Source organism: Bradyrhizobium sp. WSM1417 (assembly GCF_000515415.1).
GTDB lineage: Bacteria > Pseudomonadota > Alphaproteobacteria > Rhizobiales > Xanthobacteraceae > Bradyrhizobium.
This window is the reverse complement of the sequence record NZ_KI911783.1, coordinates 2965263-2985244: the sequence shown is the minus strand read 5'-3', so window position 1 is coordinate 2985244 and position 19982 is coordinate 2965263. Positions and strand designations below refer to the sequence as shown.

General features: G+C 65.0%; 17 protein-coding genes. 7 read left to right on the top strand and 10 right to left on the bottom strand.

Features of this window, described 5'->3' with window-relative positions; all coding sequences use genetic code 11:
- Nucleotides 1-4 precede the first annotated feature (4 nt).
- Nucleotides 5-1591, bottom strand: coding sequence for a gamma-glutamyltransferase (ggt, locus tag BRA1417_RS0114385; protein ID WP_027516335.1), 1587 nt, complete (start codon nt 1589-1591; stop codon nt 5-7).
- 185 nt (nt 1592-1776) lie between these two features.
- Between ggt and BRA1417_RS0114380 the strand changes: the two genes are divergently transcribed.
- Together BRA1417_RS0114380 and BRA1417_RS0114375 are read left to right on the top strand one after the other, a co-directional pair.
- A complete protein-coding gene (locus BRA1417_RS0114380; RefSeq protein ID WP_027516334.1) occupies nt 1777-2559 on the top strand; it encodes a rhodanese-related sulfurtransferase in 783 nt (260 codons plus the stop codon).
- Nucleotides 2549-2767, top strand: a complete 219-nt coding sequence (locus tag BRA1417_RS0114375) for a SlyX family protein (protein WP_027516333.1) — start codon at nt 2549-2551, stop codon at nt 2765-2767. The genes BRA1417_RS0114380 and BRA1417_RS0114375 overlap by 11 nt, the downstream gene beginning before the upstream one ends.
- A 6-nt stretch (nt 2768-2773) precedes the next feature.
- Here the strand turns inward: BRA1417_RS0114375 and BRA1417_RS0114370 are convergent, their stop codons facing one another.
- Both BRA1417_RS0114370 and BRA1417_RS0114365 read right to left on the bottom strand, forming a co-directional pair.
- A complete protein-coding gene (locus tag BRA1417_RS0114370) occupies nt 2774-4678 on the bottom strand; it encodes a diguanylate cyclase (RefSeq protein WP_027516332.1) in 1905 nt (634 codons plus the stop codon).
- Between the two features lie 171 nt (nt 4679-4849).
- On the bottom strand, nt 4850-5065 hold the full coding sequence (locus BRA1417_RS0114365; RefSeq protein ID WP_007595236.1) for a hypothetical protein: 216 nt from the start codon (nt 5063-5065) through the stop codon (nt 4850-4852).
- A gap of 110 nt (nt 5066-5175) precedes the next feature.
- On the opposite strand from BRA1417_RS0114365, the gene hemE reads away from it, so the two are divergent.
- Nucleotides 5176-6210, top strand: a complete 1035-nt coding sequence (gene hemE, locus BRA1417_RS0114360; protein WP_027516331.1) for a uroporphyrinogen decarboxylase — start codon at nt 5176-5178, stop codon at nt 6208-6210.
- Between the two features lie 203 nt (nt 6211-6413).
- Here the strand turns inward: hemE and hemC are convergent, their stop codons facing one another.
- Genes hemC through BRA1417_RS0114345 form a run of 3 tightly spaced genes read right to left on the bottom strand, consistent with a single transcriptional unit; the run spans nt 6414 to nt 9689 of the window.
- Complete coding sequence (hemC, locus tag BRA1417_RS0114355; protein ID WP_027516330.1) at nt 6414-7394, bottom strand: hydroxymethylbilane synthase; 981 nt, start codon at nt 7392-7394, stop codon at nt 6414-6416.
- A gap of 25 nt (nt 7395-7419) precedes the next feature.
- Nucleotides 7420-9045 (bottom strand): GMC family oxidoreductase, encoded by a 1626-nt coding sequence (locus tag BRA1417_RS0114350; RefSeq protein WP_027516329.1) that lies wholly within the window; start codon nt 9043-9045, stop codon nt 7420-7422.
- 53 nt (nt 9046-9098) lie between these two features.
- Entirely contained in the window at nt 9099-9689 is a 591-nt protein-coding gene (locus BRA1417_RS0114345) for a TetR/AcrR family transcriptional regulator (RefSeq protein ID WP_027516328.1), read from the bottom strand.
- 100 nt (nt 9690-9789) lie between these two features.
- On the opposite strand from BRA1417_RS0114345, the gene BRA1417_RS0114340 reads away from it, so the two are divergent.
- Nucleotides 9790-10155 (top strand): nuclear transport factor 2 family protein, encoded by a 366-nt coding sequence (locus tag BRA1417_RS0114340; RefSeq protein ID WP_027516327.1) that lies wholly within the window; start codon nt 9790-9792, stop codon nt 10153-10155.
- A gap of 349 nt (nt 10156-10504) precedes the next feature.
- Nucleotides 10505-12466 (top strand): bifunctional diguanylate cyclase/phosphodiesterase, encoded by a 1962-nt coding sequence (locus tag BRA1417_RS0114335; RefSeq protein ID WP_027516326.1) that lies wholly within the window; start codon nt 10505-10507, stop codon nt 12464-12466.
- A 213-nt stretch (nt 12467-12679) separates the two neighbouring features.
- Here BRA1417_RS0114335 and BRA1417_RS0114330 read toward each other — a convergent pair whose 3' ends face one another.
- The 3 genes from BRA1417_RS0114330 to BRA1417_RS0114320 are packed head-to-tail and all read right to left on the bottom strand — an operon-like array spanning nt 12680 to nt 15479.
- Nucleotides 12680-13660, bottom strand: a complete 981-nt coding sequence (locus BRA1417_RS0114330) for a PDR/VanB family oxidoreductase (protein WP_027516325.1) — start codon at nt 13658-13660, stop codon at nt 12680-12682.
- 10 nt (nt 13661-13670) lie between these two features.
- A complete protein-coding gene (locus BRA1417_RS0114325; protein ID WP_027516324.1) occupies nt 13671-14423 on the bottom strand; it encodes a GntR family transcriptional regulator in 753 nt (250 codons plus the stop codon).
- A gap of 6 nt (nt 14424-14429) precedes the next feature.
- Nucleotides 14430-15479 carry an aromatic ring-hydroxylating dioxygenase subunit alpha gene (locus tag BRA1417_RS0114320; RefSeq protein ID WP_027516323.1) on the bottom strand — a complete coding sequence of 350 codons (1050 nt, stop codon included), beginning with the start codon at nt 15477-15479 and terminating at the stop codon, nt 14430-14432.
- A 305-nt stretch (nt 15480-15784) separates the two neighbouring features.
- Here BRA1417_RS0114320 and BRA1417_RS0114315 point away from each other — a divergent pair, with 305 nt between their 5' ends.
- On the top strand, nt 15785-16963 hold the full coding sequence (locus BRA1417_RS0114315) for an IS481 family transposase (RefSeq protein ID WP_035968316.1): 1179 nt from the start codon (nt 15785-15787) through the stop codon (nt 16961-16963).
- Nucleotides 16964-17044: 81 nt separating this feature from the next.
- Here the strand turns inward: BRA1417_RS0114315 and pgm are convergent, their stop codons facing one another.
- Entirely contained in the window at nt 17045-18691 is a 1647-nt protein-coding gene (gene pgm, locus BRA1417_RS0114310; protein ID WP_027516322.1) for a phosphoglucomutase (alpha-D-glucose-1,6-bisphosphate-dependent), read from the bottom strand.
- A 143-nt stretch (nt 18692-18834) separates the two neighbouring features.
- On the opposite strand from pgm, the gene BRA1417_RS0114305 reads away from it, so the two are divergent.
- Entirely contained in the window at nt 18835-19977 is a 1143-nt protein-coding gene (locus BRA1417_RS0114305) for a S9 family peptidase (protein WP_027516321.1), read from the top strand.
- Nucleotides 19978-19982 lie beyond the last annotated feature (5 nt).

Sequence of the window (19982 nt, the reverse complement as noted above, 5' to 3'; positions counted from 1 at the left end):
ATAGTCAGTACCCGAGCGCGCAACCATCCTTGCGCGGATCGGAACCGCCGATGAGCGTGCCCTTGTCCCAGTCGATCCAGATCGCCTGCGCGCCGCCGAGCGGACTGACGACGCTGGTGGTCTTGTGGCCGAGCTTCTTCAGGCCTTCGACGATATTGGCCGGCACGCTGTCCTCGAGCTGGTACTGGCCTTCGTAATGCAGGCCGCGTGGCATATCGATCGCCTCCTGCACGTCGCAGCCATAATCGAGAACGTTGGTCACCACATGGGTTTGGCCAACCGGCTGATACTGTCCGCCCATCACCGCGAACGGCATCACGGAACGGCCGCCCTTGGTGAGCAGGCTCGGCATGATCGTGTGCAGCGGGCGCTTGCCGCCGGCGATGCAATTCGGATGGCCGGGCTGGATGCGGAAGCCGCCGGCGCGGTTCTGGAGCAAAACGCCGGTCTTGTTCGAGACGATCGCCGAGCCGAAGGAATGCGCGACCGAGTTGATGAACGAGCAGACGTTGCGGTCCTTGTCCACGACGGTGATGTAGATGGTCGAGGGATTCATCGGCGGCGCGACGTTCGGCAGGTCGAGCATGCCTTCCATGCGGATCTTGTCGATGTGCTCGTTGCAGTATTCCTTGGCGAGGATCTTGGCGACCTCGACCTGCATATGCTCGGGATCGGCGACATGCAGCTCGCGATGCATGTAGGCGATGCGCGCGGCCTCGGCTTCGAGGTGGAAGCGCTCGACGCTGAGCGGCGCGTATTTGGTCAGGTCGAACCGCGACAGAATGTTCAGCATCAGCAGCATGGTGAGGCCGGGTCCGTTCGGCGGGCACTGCCAGACGTCGTAGCCCTTGTACATGGTGCCGATCGGCGTCGTCGTTTCGGTGGTGTGCGCGGCGAAATCGTCGAGCGTGTGCAGGCCGCCGATTCCGCGCAGGGTCTCCACCATGTCTTCCGCGATGGGGCCCTTGTAGAAGGCGTCGCGCCCGTCCTTGGCGATCGCCCGCAGCGTCTTGCCGAGCTCGGCCTGGCGGATGACGTCGCCGGCCACCGGCGGCTTGCCGTGCGGCAGCAGATACCGCTCGGTGTTGGTGCCACCCTTCAGCTTCTCGAACTGGTTCTTCCAGTCGAAGGCGATGCGAGGGGCAACGACGTAGCCTTCCTCGGCCGCCTTGATCGCGGGCTGGAGCAGCCGGTCGAAGCCGAACTTGCCGTGATCGCGCAAAACGGTCGCAAAGGCGTCGATCACGCCGGGGATCGAGACCGCATGCGCCGAGGTCAGCGGCACGGAGTTGATCTTGCGCTCGAGATACCAGTCGGCGTTCGCCGCGTTCGGCGCGCGCCCGGAGCCGTTATAGGCGATGATCTTGCCCTCGCCGCGCGGCTGGATCAACGCAAAGCAGTCGCCGCCGATGCCGGTTGATTGCGGCTCGATCACGCCGAGAATGGCCGAACCCGCGACTGCCGCGTCCACGGCCGTGCCGCCCTCGCGCAGCACCTCGATCGCGGCGAGCGACGCCTGCGGATGCGAGGTCGCCACCATCGCGTTGGTGGCGTGGACCGTGGACCTGCCCGGGAAATGGAAGTTTCTCATCGAATTCTTGCTCTCGTTGGCGTCTGGTGCGGATGGCGTGTCGTTTCGGAAAAAGCCGGGCCTACATGACACATTCCGGCCCGCTGGGGCAATGCTGGCATGCCAGGGAAATGGCTGCCATCCGTTGGGAATAGAGCTGCTCGTTGCGGGTTTTCCGGGCTGGCTCCGCCTGCTAAACGGGCGCCATGATTTACAAGGTCGCCGCCTTCTACCAATTCGCCGCCCTCCCGGATTACCGCGAGTTGCGCGAGCCGTTGCGCGCGTTCTGCGCCGGCCTGGCGCTGAAGGGCAGCGTGCTGCTCGCGCAGGAGGGCATCAACGGCACGGTCGCGGGCCCGGGCGAGGCGATCGACGCGCTCACCCATGAGCTCGCGAACGGCGACATGTTCGGCGGCAGGTTGAACAATCTCGAACTGAAGTTCTCGACCGCCGAGACGATGCCATTCGGCCGGCTCAAGGTGCGGCTGAAGAAGGAGATCGTCACGCTCGGCGACGAAGCCGCCGATCCGACGCGGCAGGTCGGCACCTATGTCGACGCGAGCGAATGGAACGCGCTGATCGCGGCGTCCGACACGCTGGTGCTCGACACCCGGAACGCCTTCGAGGTGGCGATGGGGACGTTCGACGGCGCGCTCGACCCCGGCATCAGGAGCTTTGGCCAATTCAAAGATTTTGCGGCCGAGCAGCTCGATCCCGCCAAACACCGCAAGATCGCGATGTTCTGCACCGGCGGCATCCGCTGCGAGAAGGCGAGCGCGCACCTGCTCGCGCGCGGCTTTGCCGAGGTCTATCACCTCAAGGGCGGCATTCTCAAATATCTGGAAGAGGTGCCGGAGGCCGAGAGCCGCTGGCGCGGCGAATGCTTCGTGTTCGACGAGCGTGTCGCGCTCGGCCATGGTTTGCAACAACTGCGATTGCAAGAATTTGGATTGCGCGAACGGAATAAGGACGCGGCACGTGATGAATGAGATCAAGACGCTCGGCGAGCGCATCGACACGCTGGAGACCCGCCTCGCCTATCAGGACGACGCGATCGAGACGCTGAACCAGACCATCACCGCGCAGTGGAAGCAGATCGACGCACTGACGCGGAGGATCGCAGAGCTCGGCGAGCGGCTGCAGGAGGCCGAGGCGAATGCGCCGGGAGCCGCCAATGAGCGTCCGCCGCATTATTGAGCGGGATTACTGACCGGACGCCTTGAGCAGGAGGTTGCTCACCTCGCCCGACATCATCAGCCGGTTGCGCCCGGCCTCCTTGGCGGCATAGAGCGCCTGGTCGGCGGCCTCGATCAGCGAGACCACGCCGGCCGTGCGCTCCAGCGCCGGCCGGCAGGCAGCACCGCCGAGCGAAGCGGTGACACAGCCAGCCGCATGGTTGCTGGTGTGGACGAGGCCCGCATCGCGGATCGCCCGTCGAATCCGGTCGCCGATCAGGGCGCAGCCCGCAGCGTCGGTGTTCGGCAGCAGCATGGCGAACTCCTCGCCGCCGTAACGCGCCGCCAGATCGCCGGGACGCTGCGCCTCGGCAGCGATGATCTGGGCCACCTGCCGGAGGCAGGCATCGCCCGCGGGATGGCCGTATTCGTCGTTGTAAGACTTGAAGTGGTCGACGTCGATCATCAGCAAAGAGAGGATGGAGCGCTCGCGATAGGCACGCGCCCACTCCTCCTTCAGTCGTTCATCGAAGCGGCGGCGATTGGCAAGCCCGGTGAGGCTGTCCTCGATCGCGAGCGTTTCGAGCCTGGTCTCGAGCTTCTTCTGCTCGGTGATATCTCGCGAGATCGCGACCACGCCGTCGACGCTGCCATTCTCCTTGCGGGTCACCCGCATGGTCGATTCGAGCCAGACTTCGGAATTCTGCCGGTGCGCGTTGCGATAGGTGACGCGCACCTCCTCCTTTTCGCCGAGCTTCATGGCATCGACGAGAGCCTGGACCTGCGGCCGGTCGTCCGCGTGAACGCCGGCGAGCGCGAGGGTACCGATCAGCTGATTGGCGCGCCAGCCGACGACGCGGATCGACGACGGCGAGACATAGCGCAGCCGCTCGTCGAGCCCGATACGCGTCACCATGTCACTGGAACCTTCGGCAAGCAGTCGGAAATGCGCTTCCTTCTCGACCAGCGCGGCCGCCATGCTCTGGCCCCGCTGCAACTGCCGCACCAGCACAGCACCGATGATCGCGATCAGCATGACCAGCGCAAGCGCGTAGAGCATGCGAGAGATCGCCGCAGAGCGCCAGGGTGCCAGCAGCTCGTCCTTGTCGACGGTAGCAAGCAGGACCAGCGGATAACGGCCAGAGCGCTTGAAGAAGCTGACGCGTTCGGCGCCGTCGAGCGGCGACTTGAAATGATAGACTCCGCCCGGCCGCTGCAGGGCGGCGTCGCGGAACAGCGGCGTATTGGCAACGCTGCGGCCGATAAACTTCTCGTTGCTCGGGTAGCGCGCGATGATCAGGCCGTCGCCGTGTGTCAACGCCACCGAGCTGTTGCGCCCGATCTCGAACTGTTCGTAAAAATGCGAGAGGTATCCCGAGCTGATGGTCGCGAGCACCACGCCACCGAAACTGCCGTCGAGCTTGTTAAAGCGGCGCGACAGGGTGACGACCCACTCGCCGTCGAGCAGGCTCTTCACGGGACGGCCGACATGTGGCTCCCGTTTCGGCGAGAGCTGGTGATAGCGAAAAAACGCGTCGTCGTTGAGCGTCGAGCCGATCGTGCCGGGCGAGGTCAACCAGTTGCCGTGGTCGTCGATGATGGCGAGGCTGTGGATGCGCTCTATCGCCTTCTTTCGCGCCTCCAGCAGAGTTGTGAGCTTGGCGATCGTGGCCGGCTCGGTGCCGTCCATCTCCAGCCGGCTGACAACGCCGACGACGCCAGAATCCAGCAGATCGAGGCTGTCCTCGGCATGCTGGGTCAGCGAGCGCGCAACATTCGCCATCTCGGCCTCGGCGCCCTTGAGCACCGCATCGCGGGCCGCCCATTCCCGCCAGCCGCTGACGCCGAGGATGGCCACGCAGGTCAGCGCAACAAACGCGGCCGCCCGCAGCGGCAGGCGGCTCCATCCGGCTCTTTGGGTCACAGCACTCATGCGGCAGAATTCTCCGAAGATCGGAAACTCTGCTGCTTCTGTTAGTGAACCCTGAAACGCCGGGAGAAATATGCAACGATGTCCCCGGTTTCCCGTAGTCGTACGGACGCCGGACTCAGCGCATCGCTAACAAGGCATTAGCAAACCTATCGGAATCCCGCGCACCCGCCGCTAGCTGAAGATGGCCTTAACCTTGTCCCAGAGCGAGGGATTGTCGGCCTCCGCATCCGCCTTCGAGGGTGTCGGCTGGGCGGCGCTCACGGGATCGGACGCCGGGAAGGTATCTTTCAGACCGGCGTCGAGCTTGGCGTGGCGATCGGCGGCGAGCGCTTCGTGCAGATCATCGGCGTGCTTGTCATGCGGCGCGGGGTTGAATGTCTCAGCCATGGTCTCGTCCTCCGTTGGCTGGTCAACGCGGCCCAATTGCGCTTGGTTCCCCTGTTCCGCTCAGGGCCGCGGCGGTGTATCAGGAGCCGTAACCATCTTCAGGACCATTCGTGCCCCAGTCTGCGACAAAGCCCTTCATCGACGTCCTCTCCGGCCAGCGGCAGGTCATTCCACCGGTCTGGATGATGCGGCAGGCCGGCCGTTACTTGCCGGAATATCGCGAGGTGCGCGCCAAGGCCGGCGGCTTTCTCGATCTCTGCTTCAACCCGGAGCTTGCCGCCGAGGTGACGCTGCAACCGATCCGGAGGTTCGGCTTCGATGCGGCGATCATCTTTTCCGACATCCTGGTGATCCCCTATGCGCTCGGACGTTCCGTGCGCTTCGAGGTCGGCGAAGGTCCGCGGCTCGAACCGCTGGATGATCCCGCCAAGGTCGCGACGCTGGCGAAGCACGCTGATTTCGGCAAGCTCGCACCGGTGTTCGAGGCCCTCAAAATCGTGCGCGGCGCGCTCGATCCCAAGATCGCGCTGATCGGCTTCTGCGGCGCGCCATGGACGGTGGCGACCTACATGGTCGCCGGCCAGGGCACGCCCGACCAGGCGCCGGCGCGGATGATGGCCTACCGGCATCCGGAAGCGTTCGCCGAGATCATCGACGTGCTGGTCGAGAACTCGATCGAATATCTGCTGGCGCAGCTTGCGGCCGGCGCCAACGCCTTGCAGATCTTCGACACCTGGGCCGGCGTGCTGCCACCCGCCGAGTTCGCGCGCTGGTCGGTCGAGCCGACCCGGCGCATCGTCGAAGGCGTGCGCGCCAAGGTGCCGGATGCGAAGATCATCGGCTTTCCGCGCGGTGCCGGTGCGCAACTGCCCGGGTTCGTCGAGGCGACCGGCGTCAACGCCGTCAGCATCGACTGGACCGCGGAGCCGGCCTTCATCCGCGAGCGCGTGCAGAGCAAGGTCGCGGTTCAGGGCAATCTCGATCCTCTGGTGCTGATCACAGGCGGTGCCGCGCTCGACCACGCGGTCGACAACACGCTGGCGAATTTCGCGCAAGGGCGTTTCATCTTCAATCTCGGCCACGGCATCCAGCCTGAGACACCGATCGCCCATGTCGAGCAGATGCTGAAGCGGGTGCGGGGCTGATTTATTTTGCGCCTGGGGAGCGGGAAAACAAAAAAGCGCGAAAACAACCCCATGCACAGTAGAAAGGCCACGCCCGATCAATGACTTAGGGCGGACGGAAATCAGGTGCGCCGTCATCACATCAGGTCGCGCCAACATTTGACCCGTCGGGCAAAACAGGCGCATGATGCCATCATCGCACCGATGCCCGCCTCGCGGCCGACCTAGCGCGGCCGGCTGCGCTCGATGATCTCGGCGGCGCCCTTGGCCAGCAGATCCAGTCCTACCGCACGCCCGAGTTCGCGGGGACGATCGGCGGGGCCCGAACGCAAGGCTTCGATGATGGTGTTGCCGGAGAGATCGAGCACGGACGCGGTGAGCGACATCTGATCGCCCGCAATGGTCGAAAAGCCCGCCACCGGCGAATTGCAATGGCCGTTCAGCACCCACAGCACTTCGCGCTCTGCATCGGCAGAGGCGTGGGCAGCGGGATCGTCGATCGATGCGAGGATGCGACGCGTCTGCCAGTCCTGTGCCGCGCATTCGACCGCGACGATGCCCTGCCCCGCTGCCGGCAGCATCTCGGCAGCGGTAAACTCGTAGGCGATGCGCTGTGAAAGGCCGACGCGGTCGAGGCCGGATCGCGCCATGATGAGCGCATCCGCAGGCCCCACCGCGTCACCCTCCGGCAGGCGCTGCTTCTCGCCATTGTCGAGTTTTCGCACGCGCGTGTCCGCGGCGCCGCGGAAGTGGATGATCTCGACGTCGGGAAACAATCGCCGCGCATAGGCGGCGCGGCGGACGGCGTTGGTGCCGATCTTGAAACCCTTGCCACGCGATTGACGCAGCGCCTCCAGCGTCACGCCGTTGCACAGCACCAGCGCGTCGTTGGGAGGATCGCGCGACAGCGTGGCGCCGATCACGAGGCCGGGCGTGTCTTCGTTGCCGGGCATGTCCTTCAGCGAATGCATCGCCGCCTGGAGCTCGCCCGACAGCACGGCGGCGCGGATCTGCGCCACGAAGGCACCGCCCTTGCCGCCATGGGGCAGCAGCTTGCTGGTCTGGTCGAGATCGCCCGTGGTGTCGAACTTGACGATCTCGACGTCGAGATCGGGCATGGCGGCGGTCAGGCGGCGCGCGATCTCTTCCGTCTGTGCCAGCGCCATCGCGCTCTTGCGTGTGCCGATCTTGAATCGCGTAGCCAAGCCCAAATCCCCTCAAAACGCGAGTTTACCGCGCATCCTCCAATATCATGTCGGAGGCCTTTTCGGCGATCATGATGATCGGCGCGTTGGTGTTCCCCGATACGAGATCGGGCATGATCGAGCCGTCGACCACACGAAGGCCTTCGAGCCCCCTCACCTTCAGCCGCTGATCGACCACCGCGAGTGCATCATTGCCCATACGACAGGTCGAGGTCGGATGGTAGATGGTGCTGCCTCGCTCACGGCAATAATCCAACAGCTCGGCATCCGTGGCGACCTTCGCTCCGGGATCGTACTCGTCGACCACGAACGGCTTCAGCGCCGGTGCATGCAATATCTTGCGCAGGATCTTCAAACCTTCCACGTTGGTGGTGCGGTCGGTCTCGGTCGACATGTAGTTGATGCGGATCTCCGGCGGCACCGTCGGGTCGGCGCTCTTGATGCGCAAGGACCCGCGGCTTTCGGGACGGAGCTGGCATACCGACGCCGTGAAGCCGGAGAAACCATGAAGCTTCTCGCCCATCTTGTCGGTCGAGAACGGCAGGAAATGGACCTGGATGTCCGGCGAGGCCAGCCGCGGACTGGTCTTGAAGAAGGCGCCCGCCGTGCCAGCGGCGATCGTCAGCCAGCCTTTGCGGAACAGCGCATAGCGCGCGCCGGCCATGGTGCGTCGGAGCGGGTGATTGACGGTGTCGTTCAGCGTGATCTTTTGCGAGCAGCGCATCACGATACGGACCTGCATGTGGTCCTGGAGATCGTGCCCGACACCCGGCGCGTCCAGCACGACATCGATGCCGTGCTTGCGCAGGAGGTCGCCGGGCCCGACGCCGGAGAGCTGGAGCAGCTGCGGCGAGTTGTAGGCGCCGCTCGACAGCACGATCTCCTTGCGCGCACGGGCGCGGCGCAGCGTGGCGCCCTGACGGTATTCGACGCCGACCGCGCGGCGCCCCTCGAACAGCACGCGCTGGCCGAGCGCGCCAGTCTCGATCTTGAGATTGCCGCGGGCCTTTGCGGGGCCGAGATAGGCCACCGCCGTCGAGGCGCGGCGGCCGTTGCGCGTCGTGGTCTGGAACAGGCCGACGCCTTCCTGCGTGGCGCCGTTGAAATCGGGATTGTAGGGCAGACCGCTCTCGACCGCGGCATCGATGAACGCCTTCGACAACGGATCGGTCACCACCATGTTGGACACCGGCAGCGGGCCGCCGCTGCCGTGATATTGATCGGCACCGCGCGACTGGTTCTCGGCCTTCTTGAAATAGGGCAGCACGTCGTCATAGCCCCAGCCGGCGTTGCCGCGCTGACGCCATCTGTCGTAATCCTCGTGCTGGCCGCGGACATAGAGCAGGCCGTTGATCGAGCTCGATCCGCCCAGCGTCTTGCCGCGCGGCTGGAACACCTGACGGCCCTTCAGCTCGGGCTCCGGCTCGGTCTGGTACATCCAGTTGACGGTCTTTTCCTTGAACAGCTTGCCATAGCCGAGCGGCACGTGGATCCAGATGTTGGAATCCTTCGGGCCTGCCTCGAGCAGCAGCACGCTGTGCTTGCCGTTCGCCGACAGCCGGTTGGCGAGCACGCAGCCCGCAGAGCCGGCACCGACGATGACGTAGTCGAATTCAGGGTCGGAGGGCGTCAGGGAAGAAGTTGCGTTCATGCGCTACTGTTCTTTTTGTTGGTGTGGGCGTTTCCAATCATCACTTAGCACGATCATCCAGCGACGCGCAGCGCCTCGACCAGCGACCTGAACGCACGGGCATATTCCGCACCCGCCCTTGCGATATCGGCGCGTCCGGCGCAGGCGACCGCGGCCTCCGTCACGGCGCCGAGCAGCAGCCGGGCCAGCGGCTCGATCGGCTGCCGCGCGATGAGGCCGGCCTCCATCGCCGCCGCGATCGCACGCGGCAGCTTGCCGCCGAAATGTTTGGCGTCGATCTCGCGCCAGCGCTCCCAGCCGAGCACGGCCGGGCCATCGCGCAGGATGATCTGGCCGGTCGGGCCCTTGGCGGTCGCGGCGAAATAATGCTGGGTGCCTGCGACCATCGCGGCAAGCACGTCCTTCTCGGCACGGGCCGTGCTGTCGATTTCGGCGACGAGATCGCGCGAGATCTGGTCGAACACCGCTTCGAACACCGCCTCCTTGGTCTTGAAGTGATGATAGACCGCGCCCTTGGCGACGTGGGCGGCTTCGGCGATCTCGTCCATCGTCGTCGCGGCAAAGCCTTGCGTCCCGAACAGGCGGCGCGCGCCCGTCAGGATCGCCTCCGATGTCGCAGCCCGCCGCTCCGCCTGTTTCGCCATGCCTCTGCTGTAATCGAAATGGACCAGGACAGCCAGTTGACTTTTTGACCGTCGGTCGGTATTTACCGACCAATAGTCGGTTTTACTCGTGAGGTGCGCCATGCCGAGCCGTGATGTCGTCGAAGCTTTCGCCAAACGATTGGAGGACGGGGATTTCGTAGGAGCGATCCTCGACTACTACACGCCAGACGCCGCTACCCACGAAAACCAGGGCGACCCCGTGGTCGGACGCGACAAGCTCGCGGCCAAGGAGCGCGGCGTGCTGGCAGCCTTCAAGGAGGTCAAGGCGGTGCGCATCGGGCCGAGCCTGATCGAAGGCGATCATGTCGCGACGCGCTGGAAATTCAGCTTCACCAATGCCGAAGGCATCATCCGAACGTTGGACGAGATCGCATGGCAGACGTGGCGGGGCGATCAGTTGATCGAAGAACGGTTCTATTACGATCCGAAGCAGTTGGGGCGGTGATCTGGAAGCCATCGCTTCTGCAGCCTTCCTTGCAGCCATCCTTCGAGACGCCCGCCTTTGGCGGGCTCCTCAGGATGAGGTCTCGTTGCGAGGCGACATCCTAGACCCTCATGGTGAGGAGCGCCGCTAGCGGCGCGTCTCGAACCATGCAGGCCGAGCGCGCCTTCCGTTACAGCCGTAACGCGGGGCGTCGCATTTGTATCGATTTGTTATCGATACGACGTCACGAACACGCAGAAGTGGTCACAGCAATCGTCGCAAGCTCAGATAATTCATAGTTCATCAAAGGTTTGCAGCGAAGTCTCCTGACCGGGCCGGACAAGCGGCCCATGCTGCTAGGCTCTCTGGAATGCGGACTCAAACGACCAGCTATTTCGCGCGGCTGTTCGCCGGCGATCTGTCGGCCTTTGGCGGTCCCGTAACCGACGAAGCCGTCGCCGGCCATATCCGCGCCGAACAGATATCGATGGTGCTCGGCTATTCGGTCGGCATCATGCTGGCCAATGCCTGCAACGCCGGGGTACTCGTCGTCGCGCTGTGGCATTCGCCGGACTTGAAGCTGGCTTTGATCTGGGCCGCCATCGTGGCGGGCGCCGCGATCGCGTTCGGCCTGCAATCCCATGCCGCGCGCCGCATCACCAAGCCGCAATTCGTCTCGCGCCGGGCCATGCATCGGCTGGTGCGCAATGCTTTCATCCTCGGCGCCGCCTGGGGCACCGTTCCGGTCGCATTCTTCGCCGATGCCTCAACGGGCGGGCAGCTCGTCATCACCTGCCTTTGTTCGGGGATGCTGGCGGGGGGCGCGCTGGCCTTCGCCACGATCCCGATCGCGGCGATCGCATTCACGGCCCCGATCTTCGCTGGCATCGCGATCTGCCTCGGCAGGAATGGCGATCCGGCGTTTCTGCTGATCGCCTTCCTGGTGGTGGTCTACGGATCAGTGCTGCTGCGCAGCGTGTTCGTCAATTCGATCGCGTTCGCACGGCGCGTGATGCGGCAGATCGAGGCCGAACGTACGGTGCGGCAGGACCCGCTGACACATCTGCCCAATCGCGTCGCATTCAACGAAACGCTCGACGCCGCCTTGAAGCGGCTCGCTCTGTCCGGCGAGGAATTCGCGGTGCTTCTGCTCGATCTCGATCGTTTCAAGGAGGTCAACGACAAGTTCGGCCATCCCGCCGGCGACGAGTTTCTGGTCCAGATCGCGAGTCGCCTGCAACGCTGCACCCGCGCGGCCGAGCATGTCGCACGCATCGGCGGCGACGAGTTCGCGCTGGTGATGGCCAACCTGGCGCGCCCCGAGGATGCGCTCGAGATCGCCGAGCGCTTCGTCGCGGCCTTCGACGAACCGTTCCAGATCGAGGGCCGCCAGATCGTCGGCGCGACCAGCGTCGGCATCGTGCTGGCGCCGCGTGACGGCAGCACGCAACTCGACATCATGAAGAACGCCGACACCGCGCTCTACCGCGCCAAGAAGGCCGGATCCGGCACGGTGTGTTTCTTCGAGGAGGCCGACGACCGCTCGTCACGCGACCGCAAGGCGCTGCAATCGGATCTGGAAGGCGCCATTGCCAGAGACGAGCTGTTCCTGGTCTTTCAGCCCTTTCTCGACCTCGGCGGCAACCGCATCACCGGCTTCGAGGCGCTGCTGCGTTGGCAGCATCCCCAGCGCGGACTGGTGCCGCCGAGCGAATTCATACCGATCGCCGAGGAAACCGGTCTGATCCACGAGATCGGCGAATGGGTCGTCCGCCGCGCCTGCGCGACGGTTGCCGAGTGGCCCGAAGAGATCAGGGTCGCGGTGAATTTCTCGGCCGCGCAGTTTCACAACAACGGCCTGCTCCAGATCATCGTGCAGGCGCTTGCGGACGCGAAGGTCGCCCCGCACCGGCTCGAGATCGAGATCACGGAATCGATGCTGCTGTCGAAATACGCCTCCGCCGCGTCCGTCCTGAACGCGCTGCTGGAGCTCGGCGTCACCGTGGCCCTCGACGATTTCGGCACCGGCTTCTCCTCGCTGACTTACCTGCGCAAGCTGCCGTTCAGCCGCATCAAGATCGACCAATCCTTCATCCGCGACATGCTGGTGCAGCCGGACTGCGCCGCGATCGTGAAATCGGTGATTGGGCTCGCGCGCGACCTGCGCATCGGCGTGGTCGCGGAAGGCGTCGAGACCGCCGATCAGCTCGAATATCTACGCCAGATCGGTTGCGACGAGGTGCAGGGTTATCTGATCAGCCGGCCGGTGTCGGCGGATGGCGTACTGGCCCTGCTCGACACGAAGAAGCTGCGGGCGACTTACGCGGCGTAGGTTGAATCAGATGGGCCCGAATGCCGGCCGCAAGGGACGTTGAGCCCCCTCTCCCGCTTGCGGGAGAGGGCTGGGGAGAGGGTGTCTCCGTAGAGGGAGTCCCAAAGAGGAGAGAGCCCTCACCCGCGTCTTCGGCGCGACCTCTCCCGCAAGCGGGAGAGGTCGAGCCCGCGGCGCCTTCCATTCCGCCAGATGGATCCCTCTGCAATTCGGTCAGACGGCATCCGCACGCAGCAGCGTGTCTACGGTGATGGTGCCCCGCGCGCGCGAGACGCAGGCGCAGATCTTCTGGTTGCTTTGCTTCTGATGGTCGCTGAAGAAGACGTCGCGATGGTCGATCTCGCCGTCGATGGCGACCACGTCGATGGCGCACAGGCCGCATTCGCCGCGCTTGCAATCGTACATCACGTCGTGGCCGCTGGCGTTGAGCACGTCCAGCATCGAGCGCTCGCGCGGGATCTCCAGCTCGACATCTGAGCCTTTCAGGCGCACGCGAAATGTCTCGGTCGGCAGCGCGCCGCTGGAACCAAAAGTCTCGTAGCGCAGATCGGGAAGCGGATGGCCGGCGCCGATCCAGGCGTGGCGCGCGGCATCCAGCATGCGCATCGGGCCGCAGAACAGCGCCAGCGCATCCTTTGGCACCGAGGCGAACAGGGCATCGAGATCGAGCCGCCTGCCCTCATCGCTGGCGTGAACGACCAGGCGATCACCCAGCGCTGCGGCGAGATCGTCGAGATAGGCCGCGTCAGCGCGCGAGCGCACCGCGTAATGCAGCGTGACATCGGCGCCGCGCCGCGCCAGCGCCTGCGCGGCACCGAGGATCGGGGTGATGCCGATGCCGCCGGCGATCAGGCAGTAATTTTGGCGTCCCCAGTCGACTGCGAGCAGCGAGGCGGGCGTCGTGATGTCGAGCCGCGCGCCCGGCTGCAATGACCACATATAGCGCGAGCCGCCACGCGAATCCTCGGCGCGGCGCACCGCGATCCTCAAACCCTGCGACGAGGCTTCCCCGACCAGCGAATAGGACCGCGTCTCGGGCTGCCCGTCGATGGTGACGCTGATATTGATGTGGCTGCCGACCGGATAGGCGGCGCCATCGAACTGGTCCGGCCGGATCAGGAATTCGCGGATGCCCGGCGCAAGATCGCGCGTCGAGACGAGCGTCGCCGGAATCCAGGTTTCGATGAAGCGCATGACACTCCCCTCAATCGGTTGCGGTCTTGATCAGCGCAAGCGCCGGCAGAAGGTCGAGATGGGTCCGGTTGCGTAGCGCAAGCCGCAAATTGCGCACCGCGAGCCGCGCATGCTCGCGCATGACCGCTTCGGCGCGGGCGCCTTCGCGGTTCTCGATTGCGTCGATCACGACGCGGTGGTGCTCCTGCCCGATGATCAGTATCTGCTGCGCCTCGGGCAGCGCGGACTGCGCCATCACGAAACCGCTTGGGGATGCAAACGGCAGCGACGAGGCGCGGTCGATCTGCCGGATCAGCGGCGGGCTGCGCGACAATTCCGTGAGCAGCGCGTGGAAGCGCGCGTTCAGAGTGACATAGGACGAGAACGCATCGACCGAGATCGGGACCTGGCGCAGCAATTCGTCGATCGCGGCAAGACACTCCTTCAGCGGATCGAGCTCGCGCGCGGACACGCCGCGCTCGGCGGCAAAGCGCGCGGCGAGCCCTTCCAGCGTGCCGCGCAGCTCGATGGAATCGGAGATGTCCCGCTCCGAAAACGCCTTCACCATGAAGCCGCCGGAGGGAATCGCCTCCAGGAGGCCCTCCTCCTCCAGCCGCACCAGCGCCATGCGCACCGGGGTGCGCGAGGCGCCGGTGGTCTCCACCGCCTGGAGCTCGGAGATGCGCTCGCCCGGACGCAACGAGCCCGACAGGAGCTGGTCGCGCAGCGCGAGCTGCGCCTTCACGGTCTGCGAGACGGAGCGGTCGACCTCACGCTCGGCCATGTCGGCTTACTCCGCGGCCTGGAGGTGCTGCGGCGGGTTTTCCTTTGCCATCATCTTGTCGATCAGCTTGCGCGTCCACATCGCGCCGGCGTCGATGTTGAGATTGTAGAAGATGCGGTCCGGGTTCTCGTCCATCGCGCGCTGCTGCGCCTCGAGGATCAGCTCGTCCTCGTGGAAGATGCCGGAGACGCCTTCGCGGATCTCGGTGGTGATGCGTTGCTCGCCGAGCTGATAGTTGCGCACGAAGGCCCAGAAATAGTGGCAGGTCTTCTCGGTCTCCGGCGTGATGGTGTTGAGCACGAAGCCGTTGACGCCCTGCGAGCGGTCGCCTTCGGGCGCGCCGGTGCCGGTCGGCGCCACGCCCACGTCGATGGCGATGGTGCACGGCGCTTCGAAACGGATGATCTGCCAGCGGTCGACGAGGCCGGATTTGCCGAGCTGCTTGGCCCAGAACGGCGGCGCCTCGATGCCGCGCATCCAGCGCGTCACCGTCACCGTCTTCTCGCCATGGGTGACGTCGAACGGCGCCTCAGCGACCGCCTCGTTGCCGATCGACGAGCCGTGCACGAACGTCTCGTGGGTGAGGTCCATGAGATTGTCGAGCACGAGGCGGTAGTCGCAATTGACGTGGATGGTCTTGCCGTCGCCGGCCCAGGCCGGGTCGTGATTCCAGTGCAGGTCGGGCACCAGCGCGGGATCGGCCAGCGCGGGATCGCCCATCCAGAGCCAGATGTAGCGATGACGCTCCACCACGGGATAGGCGCGCACGCAGGCCGACGGGTTGATGGTCTCCTGCGACGGCATGAAGGTGCAGCGCCCTTGCGCGTTGTACTTCAGGCCGTGATAGCCGCAGACGACGGTGTCGCCTTCGAGCCTACCCTTGGACAGCGGCACCAGGCGGTGCCAGCAGGCATCCTCGAGCGCAGCCACCGAGCCATCGGCCTTGCGGTACATCACGACGTGCTTGCCGCAGATCGTCCGCGGCAGCAGTGCCGGCTTCACATCGGCGTCCCAGGCGGCGGCATACCAGGCGTTCATCGGGAAGGGTTTTGTCACCGGTCTCACTCCCAAGGCTTGTGGATACGTTATGTATACACTAGCGGGGGAATGGAATGGTTCAAGGGCAATTTGAACGTACTATAATACCTTGATGATGGATCGTGTATACATATTTCTCCGCCGTCATTCCCCGCGAAGGCGGGGAATCCAGTACGCCGCGGCTGTCATCGGTTCACTCAACTGGCGGCACGGCGTACTGGATCACCCGCCTTCTGTTTGGACCGGACAGATCACTGACAGGTGTTCGGAGACATAGCTGACACATCAAAATGGGCTGGTCTGGTCGATTCGGGAGGCCGTCCATGCCCTGGAACGAGGTGTCGGTGATGGATCAACGACGAGAGTTCGTGCGACTTGCCTTGCAGGAGGGAACGAACCGGCGAGAGCTGTGCCGGCGGTTCGGGATCAGTCCTGATGTGGGCTACAAATGGCTGAGGCGCTGGCAGGCTGGCGACCATGAACTGGCGGATCAGCCCCGTCGTCCGAAGCGGATGCCCAAACGCAGCGAGCCTGCTGTGGAGGCGCAGGTTTTGGCTGTGCGTGACCAGCATCCAGCCTGGGGGGCGCGCAAGATTGCCCATTGCCTAAAGCGCGAATGCCAGGCTGTGCCTGTGCCTTCGACGGTCCATCAGATCCTGTGCCGGAACGAGCGGATCAAGCCAAGTGAGAAGGCCCCGCCGAGCCCTCCAGGCCATCGCTTTGAGAAGGAGGCGCCCAATCAGCTGTGGCAGATGGACTTCAAGGGCCACATGCCCCTTGCCAACGGAACGCGTTGTCATCCGCTGACCATGGTCGACGATCACTCGCGCTATGCCGTGTGTCTGGAGGCATGCGCCAACGAGCAGCGTCCCGCCGTGCAGAAGCATCTGATCGATACCTTCCGCCGTTATGGCCTGCCGGAGGCCTTCTACATCGACAATGGCTCCCCTTGGGGTGATACGTCTGGCGTCCGCTGGACCGCGCTGAAGGTTTGGCTACTCAAGCTTGGCATTAGGGTGGTGCATGCCAGGCCGCGCCATCCCCAGGGCCGGGGCAAGAATGAACGCTTCCATCGCAGCCTGAACGCGGAAGTGTTTGCTCTGCGCGCGTTCCGCACTCTGGCGGAAGTCCAACACGCCCTCGATAGCTGGCGCATGCTCTACAATCTGGAACGGCCTCATGAAAGTCTCGGCATGGGGGTCCCCGCCGATCGCTACCGGCCAAGTTCTCGCGCCATGCCGGAACGAGTTCCGCAGGTCCAATACGATGCCGGAGAGATCGTTCGCACCGTCTCCTCGACTCGGAGTTACATCTCCTTCCAGGGGCAAATGTGGAAAGTCCCACAAGCCTTCTGCGGCGAGCGGCTCGCCATCCGACCGCTCGACCGCGACGGCCATTACGGAATCTTCTTCGCCAGTTGGCAGGTCGCATCAATCGACTTGACCAGTGGCCAACCTGTCAGTGATGTGTCCGAACAAGCGTCAGCTATGTCTCCGGTCTAAACATTTCGCGGGTGATGACAGCTGTTGATGCGGCGGGTCTCCCCCTGGAGGAGCAGTGGCAGCGTCGCTTTGGCTCGACGACTAGGCCCCGAACACCTTCGCCAATCCCGCCTGAGCCTCCTGCTGAATTCGCATTAGGTGCTCGGGGCTGCGAAAACTCTCCGCGTAGATCTTGTAGACGTCTTCGGTGCCCGAGGGCCTCGCGGCGAACCAGCCGAAATCGGTTTCGACCTTGATGCCGCCGAACGGCTGCCCGTTGCCGGGGGCCTTGCTCAGGGTGGCGCGGACGGGATCGCCGGCGAGATCCTTCAGGCCGAGCTGCTCGGGCGTGACGGACTTCAGGATGTTTTTCTGCGGCGTGGTGGCGGCGACGTCGATGCGCGCGTAATGGGGCACGCCGAACTCGGCGGTGAGGTCGTTGAAGAGCTGGCTCGGATCGCGGCCGGTCTTCGCCATGATCTCGGCCGCGAGCAGGCCGAGGATGATGCCGTCCTTGTCGGTGGTCCACACCGTGCCGTCGCGGCGCAGGAACGAGGCGCCTGCACTCTCCTCGCCGCCGAAGCCGAAGCCGCCCGTGAGCAGGCCATCGACGAACCATTTGAAGCCGACCGGCGTCTCGACCAGCTTGCGGCCGAGTTTTTTCGCGACGCGGTCGATGATCGAGCTCGACACCACGGTCTTGCCGATCGCGGCGTCCTTGCCCCAGTTCGGGCGGTGCGCGAACAGGTAGGAGATCGCGGTCGCGAGATAATGGTTCGGATTCATTAAGCCGCCGGTGCGCGTCACGATGCCGTGGCGGTCCGCGTCGGTGTCGTTGGCAAAAGCGACGTCGAAGCGGTCGCGCATCGCGATCAGGCTCGCCATCGCGTAAGGCGAGGAGCAGTCCATGCGGATCTTGCCGTCCCAGTCCACCGTCATGAAGCGGAACGTCGGGTCGATTGCCTCGTTCACCACGGTCGCCTTCAGGCCGTAGCGCTCGATGATCGGATGCCAGTAATGCACGGCGGCGCCGCCGAGCGGATCGATGCCGATATTGACGCCGGCGGATTTGACCAGGTCGAGATCGACCACGTTGCCGAGATCGGCGACATAGGGTGTGACGTAGTCATAGGCGTGGACGTTCGCAGCTTTGCGTGCCCTGGCATAGTCGATGCGGTTCACGCCCTTCAAGCCGTCGGCGAGATAGGCATTGGCCCGCTTCTCGATCACGGAGGTCGCGTCGGTGTCGGCCGGTCCACCATGCGGCGGATTGTATTTGTAGCCGCCGTCCTCGGGCGGATTGTGCGAGGGCGTGACGACGACGCCGTCGGCGAGGCCCGAGCTGCGGCCCCTGTTGTAGGTCAGGATCGCGTGCGAGATCACTGGCGTCGGCGTGTAGCCGCCGTCCTTGTCGATCATGATATCGACGCCGTTGGCCGCGAACACCTCGACGGCGCTGACCAGCGCCGGCTCGGCCAGCGCATGGGTGTCGATGCCGATGAAGAGCGGACCGGTCAGCCCCTTTTCACGTCGGTAATCACAGATTGCCTGCGTCGTCGCGAGGATATGGCCCTCGTTGAAGCTGGTCTTGAACGAGGTGCCGCGATGGCCGGAGGTGCCGAACGCCACCCGCTGCGCGGGATCCGCGACATCCGGCTTCCCGGCGAAATAGGCCGTCACCAGCCGCGGAACGTTGGTGAGCGCGTCCGGCGAGGCCTGCTTGCCCGCCGCGGGATGAACATCAGCCACTGGATATACCTCGTCCTGTCGTAGAGATTTGCGCAATACCATAGCATCGGCCAAGGCCCCGCCAAGAGCACAACACGCGCGATGGGGCGGCCGTTCCTGAGATCATGCTATGGTCTTTCGATCGGGGCTTTTCGAGTCGGGGCATGACGCTGTTTCAGAGGCTTCTGGTTGTTCTGGTGGCCTGGCTTGCGACGGCGGGCATCGCGCCCGATGCGATCGCCGCGGAGTTCTACACCGAGGATTTGCGCATCCCGATGGCCGAGGCCGGACCGCAGGGGCTGGAGGCGTTCCTGGTGCGGCCGGCCGGGACCAGGCGCTATCCGCTGGCGCTGCTCAGCCACGGCTCGCCGCGCAGTTTTGACGATCGCGCGACGATGTCCGCGCACAAATATTACGGCATCGCTCTCGAATATGCCCGACGCGGCTTTGCCGCGCTGATCGTGATGCGGCGCGGCTACGGCACCTCGGCCGGCGGGCGCGTCGACAGCGTCGGCGGCTGCGCCAATGCCGCTTATCTGCCGGCCGCGGCGGTCGCGGTGGCGGATTTGCGCGCGGCGATCGAGGCGATGGCGCGCAGGGCCGACGTCACCACCTCGGGCATGATCGCAGCCGGCCATTCCGCCGGCGGGTTCGCCACTGTCGCGTTGACCGCGCAGGCGCCAGCGGGTCTCGCCGCCGCGATCAGCTTTGCCGGCGGGCGCGGCTCGCGCGACGACGACGACGTCTGCAATCCGAACGGGCTGGTGCAGGCCTTCGCCACGTTCGGCAAGACCTCGCGCGCGCCGATGCTGTGGGTCTATGCCAGCAACGATTCCTACTTCGGTCCCGACCTCGCGCGCCGCCTCCATGACGGATTTCGCGCCAGCGGCGGCAACGCGAAATTCGTCGCAGCGACGCCTTACGGCGACGATGGCCACTATGTCTATTCGGTGGTGAGCCGTCCGCAATGGACGCCGTATCTCGACGCCTTCCTGCGCGAGCGAGGTCTCGGCCACGACGTCCTGAGCCCGCCCGATCCGCTCCCGCCGCCAGGCCAGCTCAGCGAGGCCGCGCGGGCCGAGTTCGCGCGCTATCTCGCCAGCACGATGCCGCACAAGGCTTTTGCGGTGTCGCCGAACGGCGGTTACGGCTGGCGTTCGGGGCGGGCGACGGCCGACGACGCCCAGCGCGATTCACTTGGCGCCTGCACAAAATGGTCGCCCACCTGCACGCTCTATGCGGTCGACGACAAATTGGCCGGGGCTGCGCCAGGCACATCAACCGACCAGAGCTCGCGGTCGCGATAGCCTCA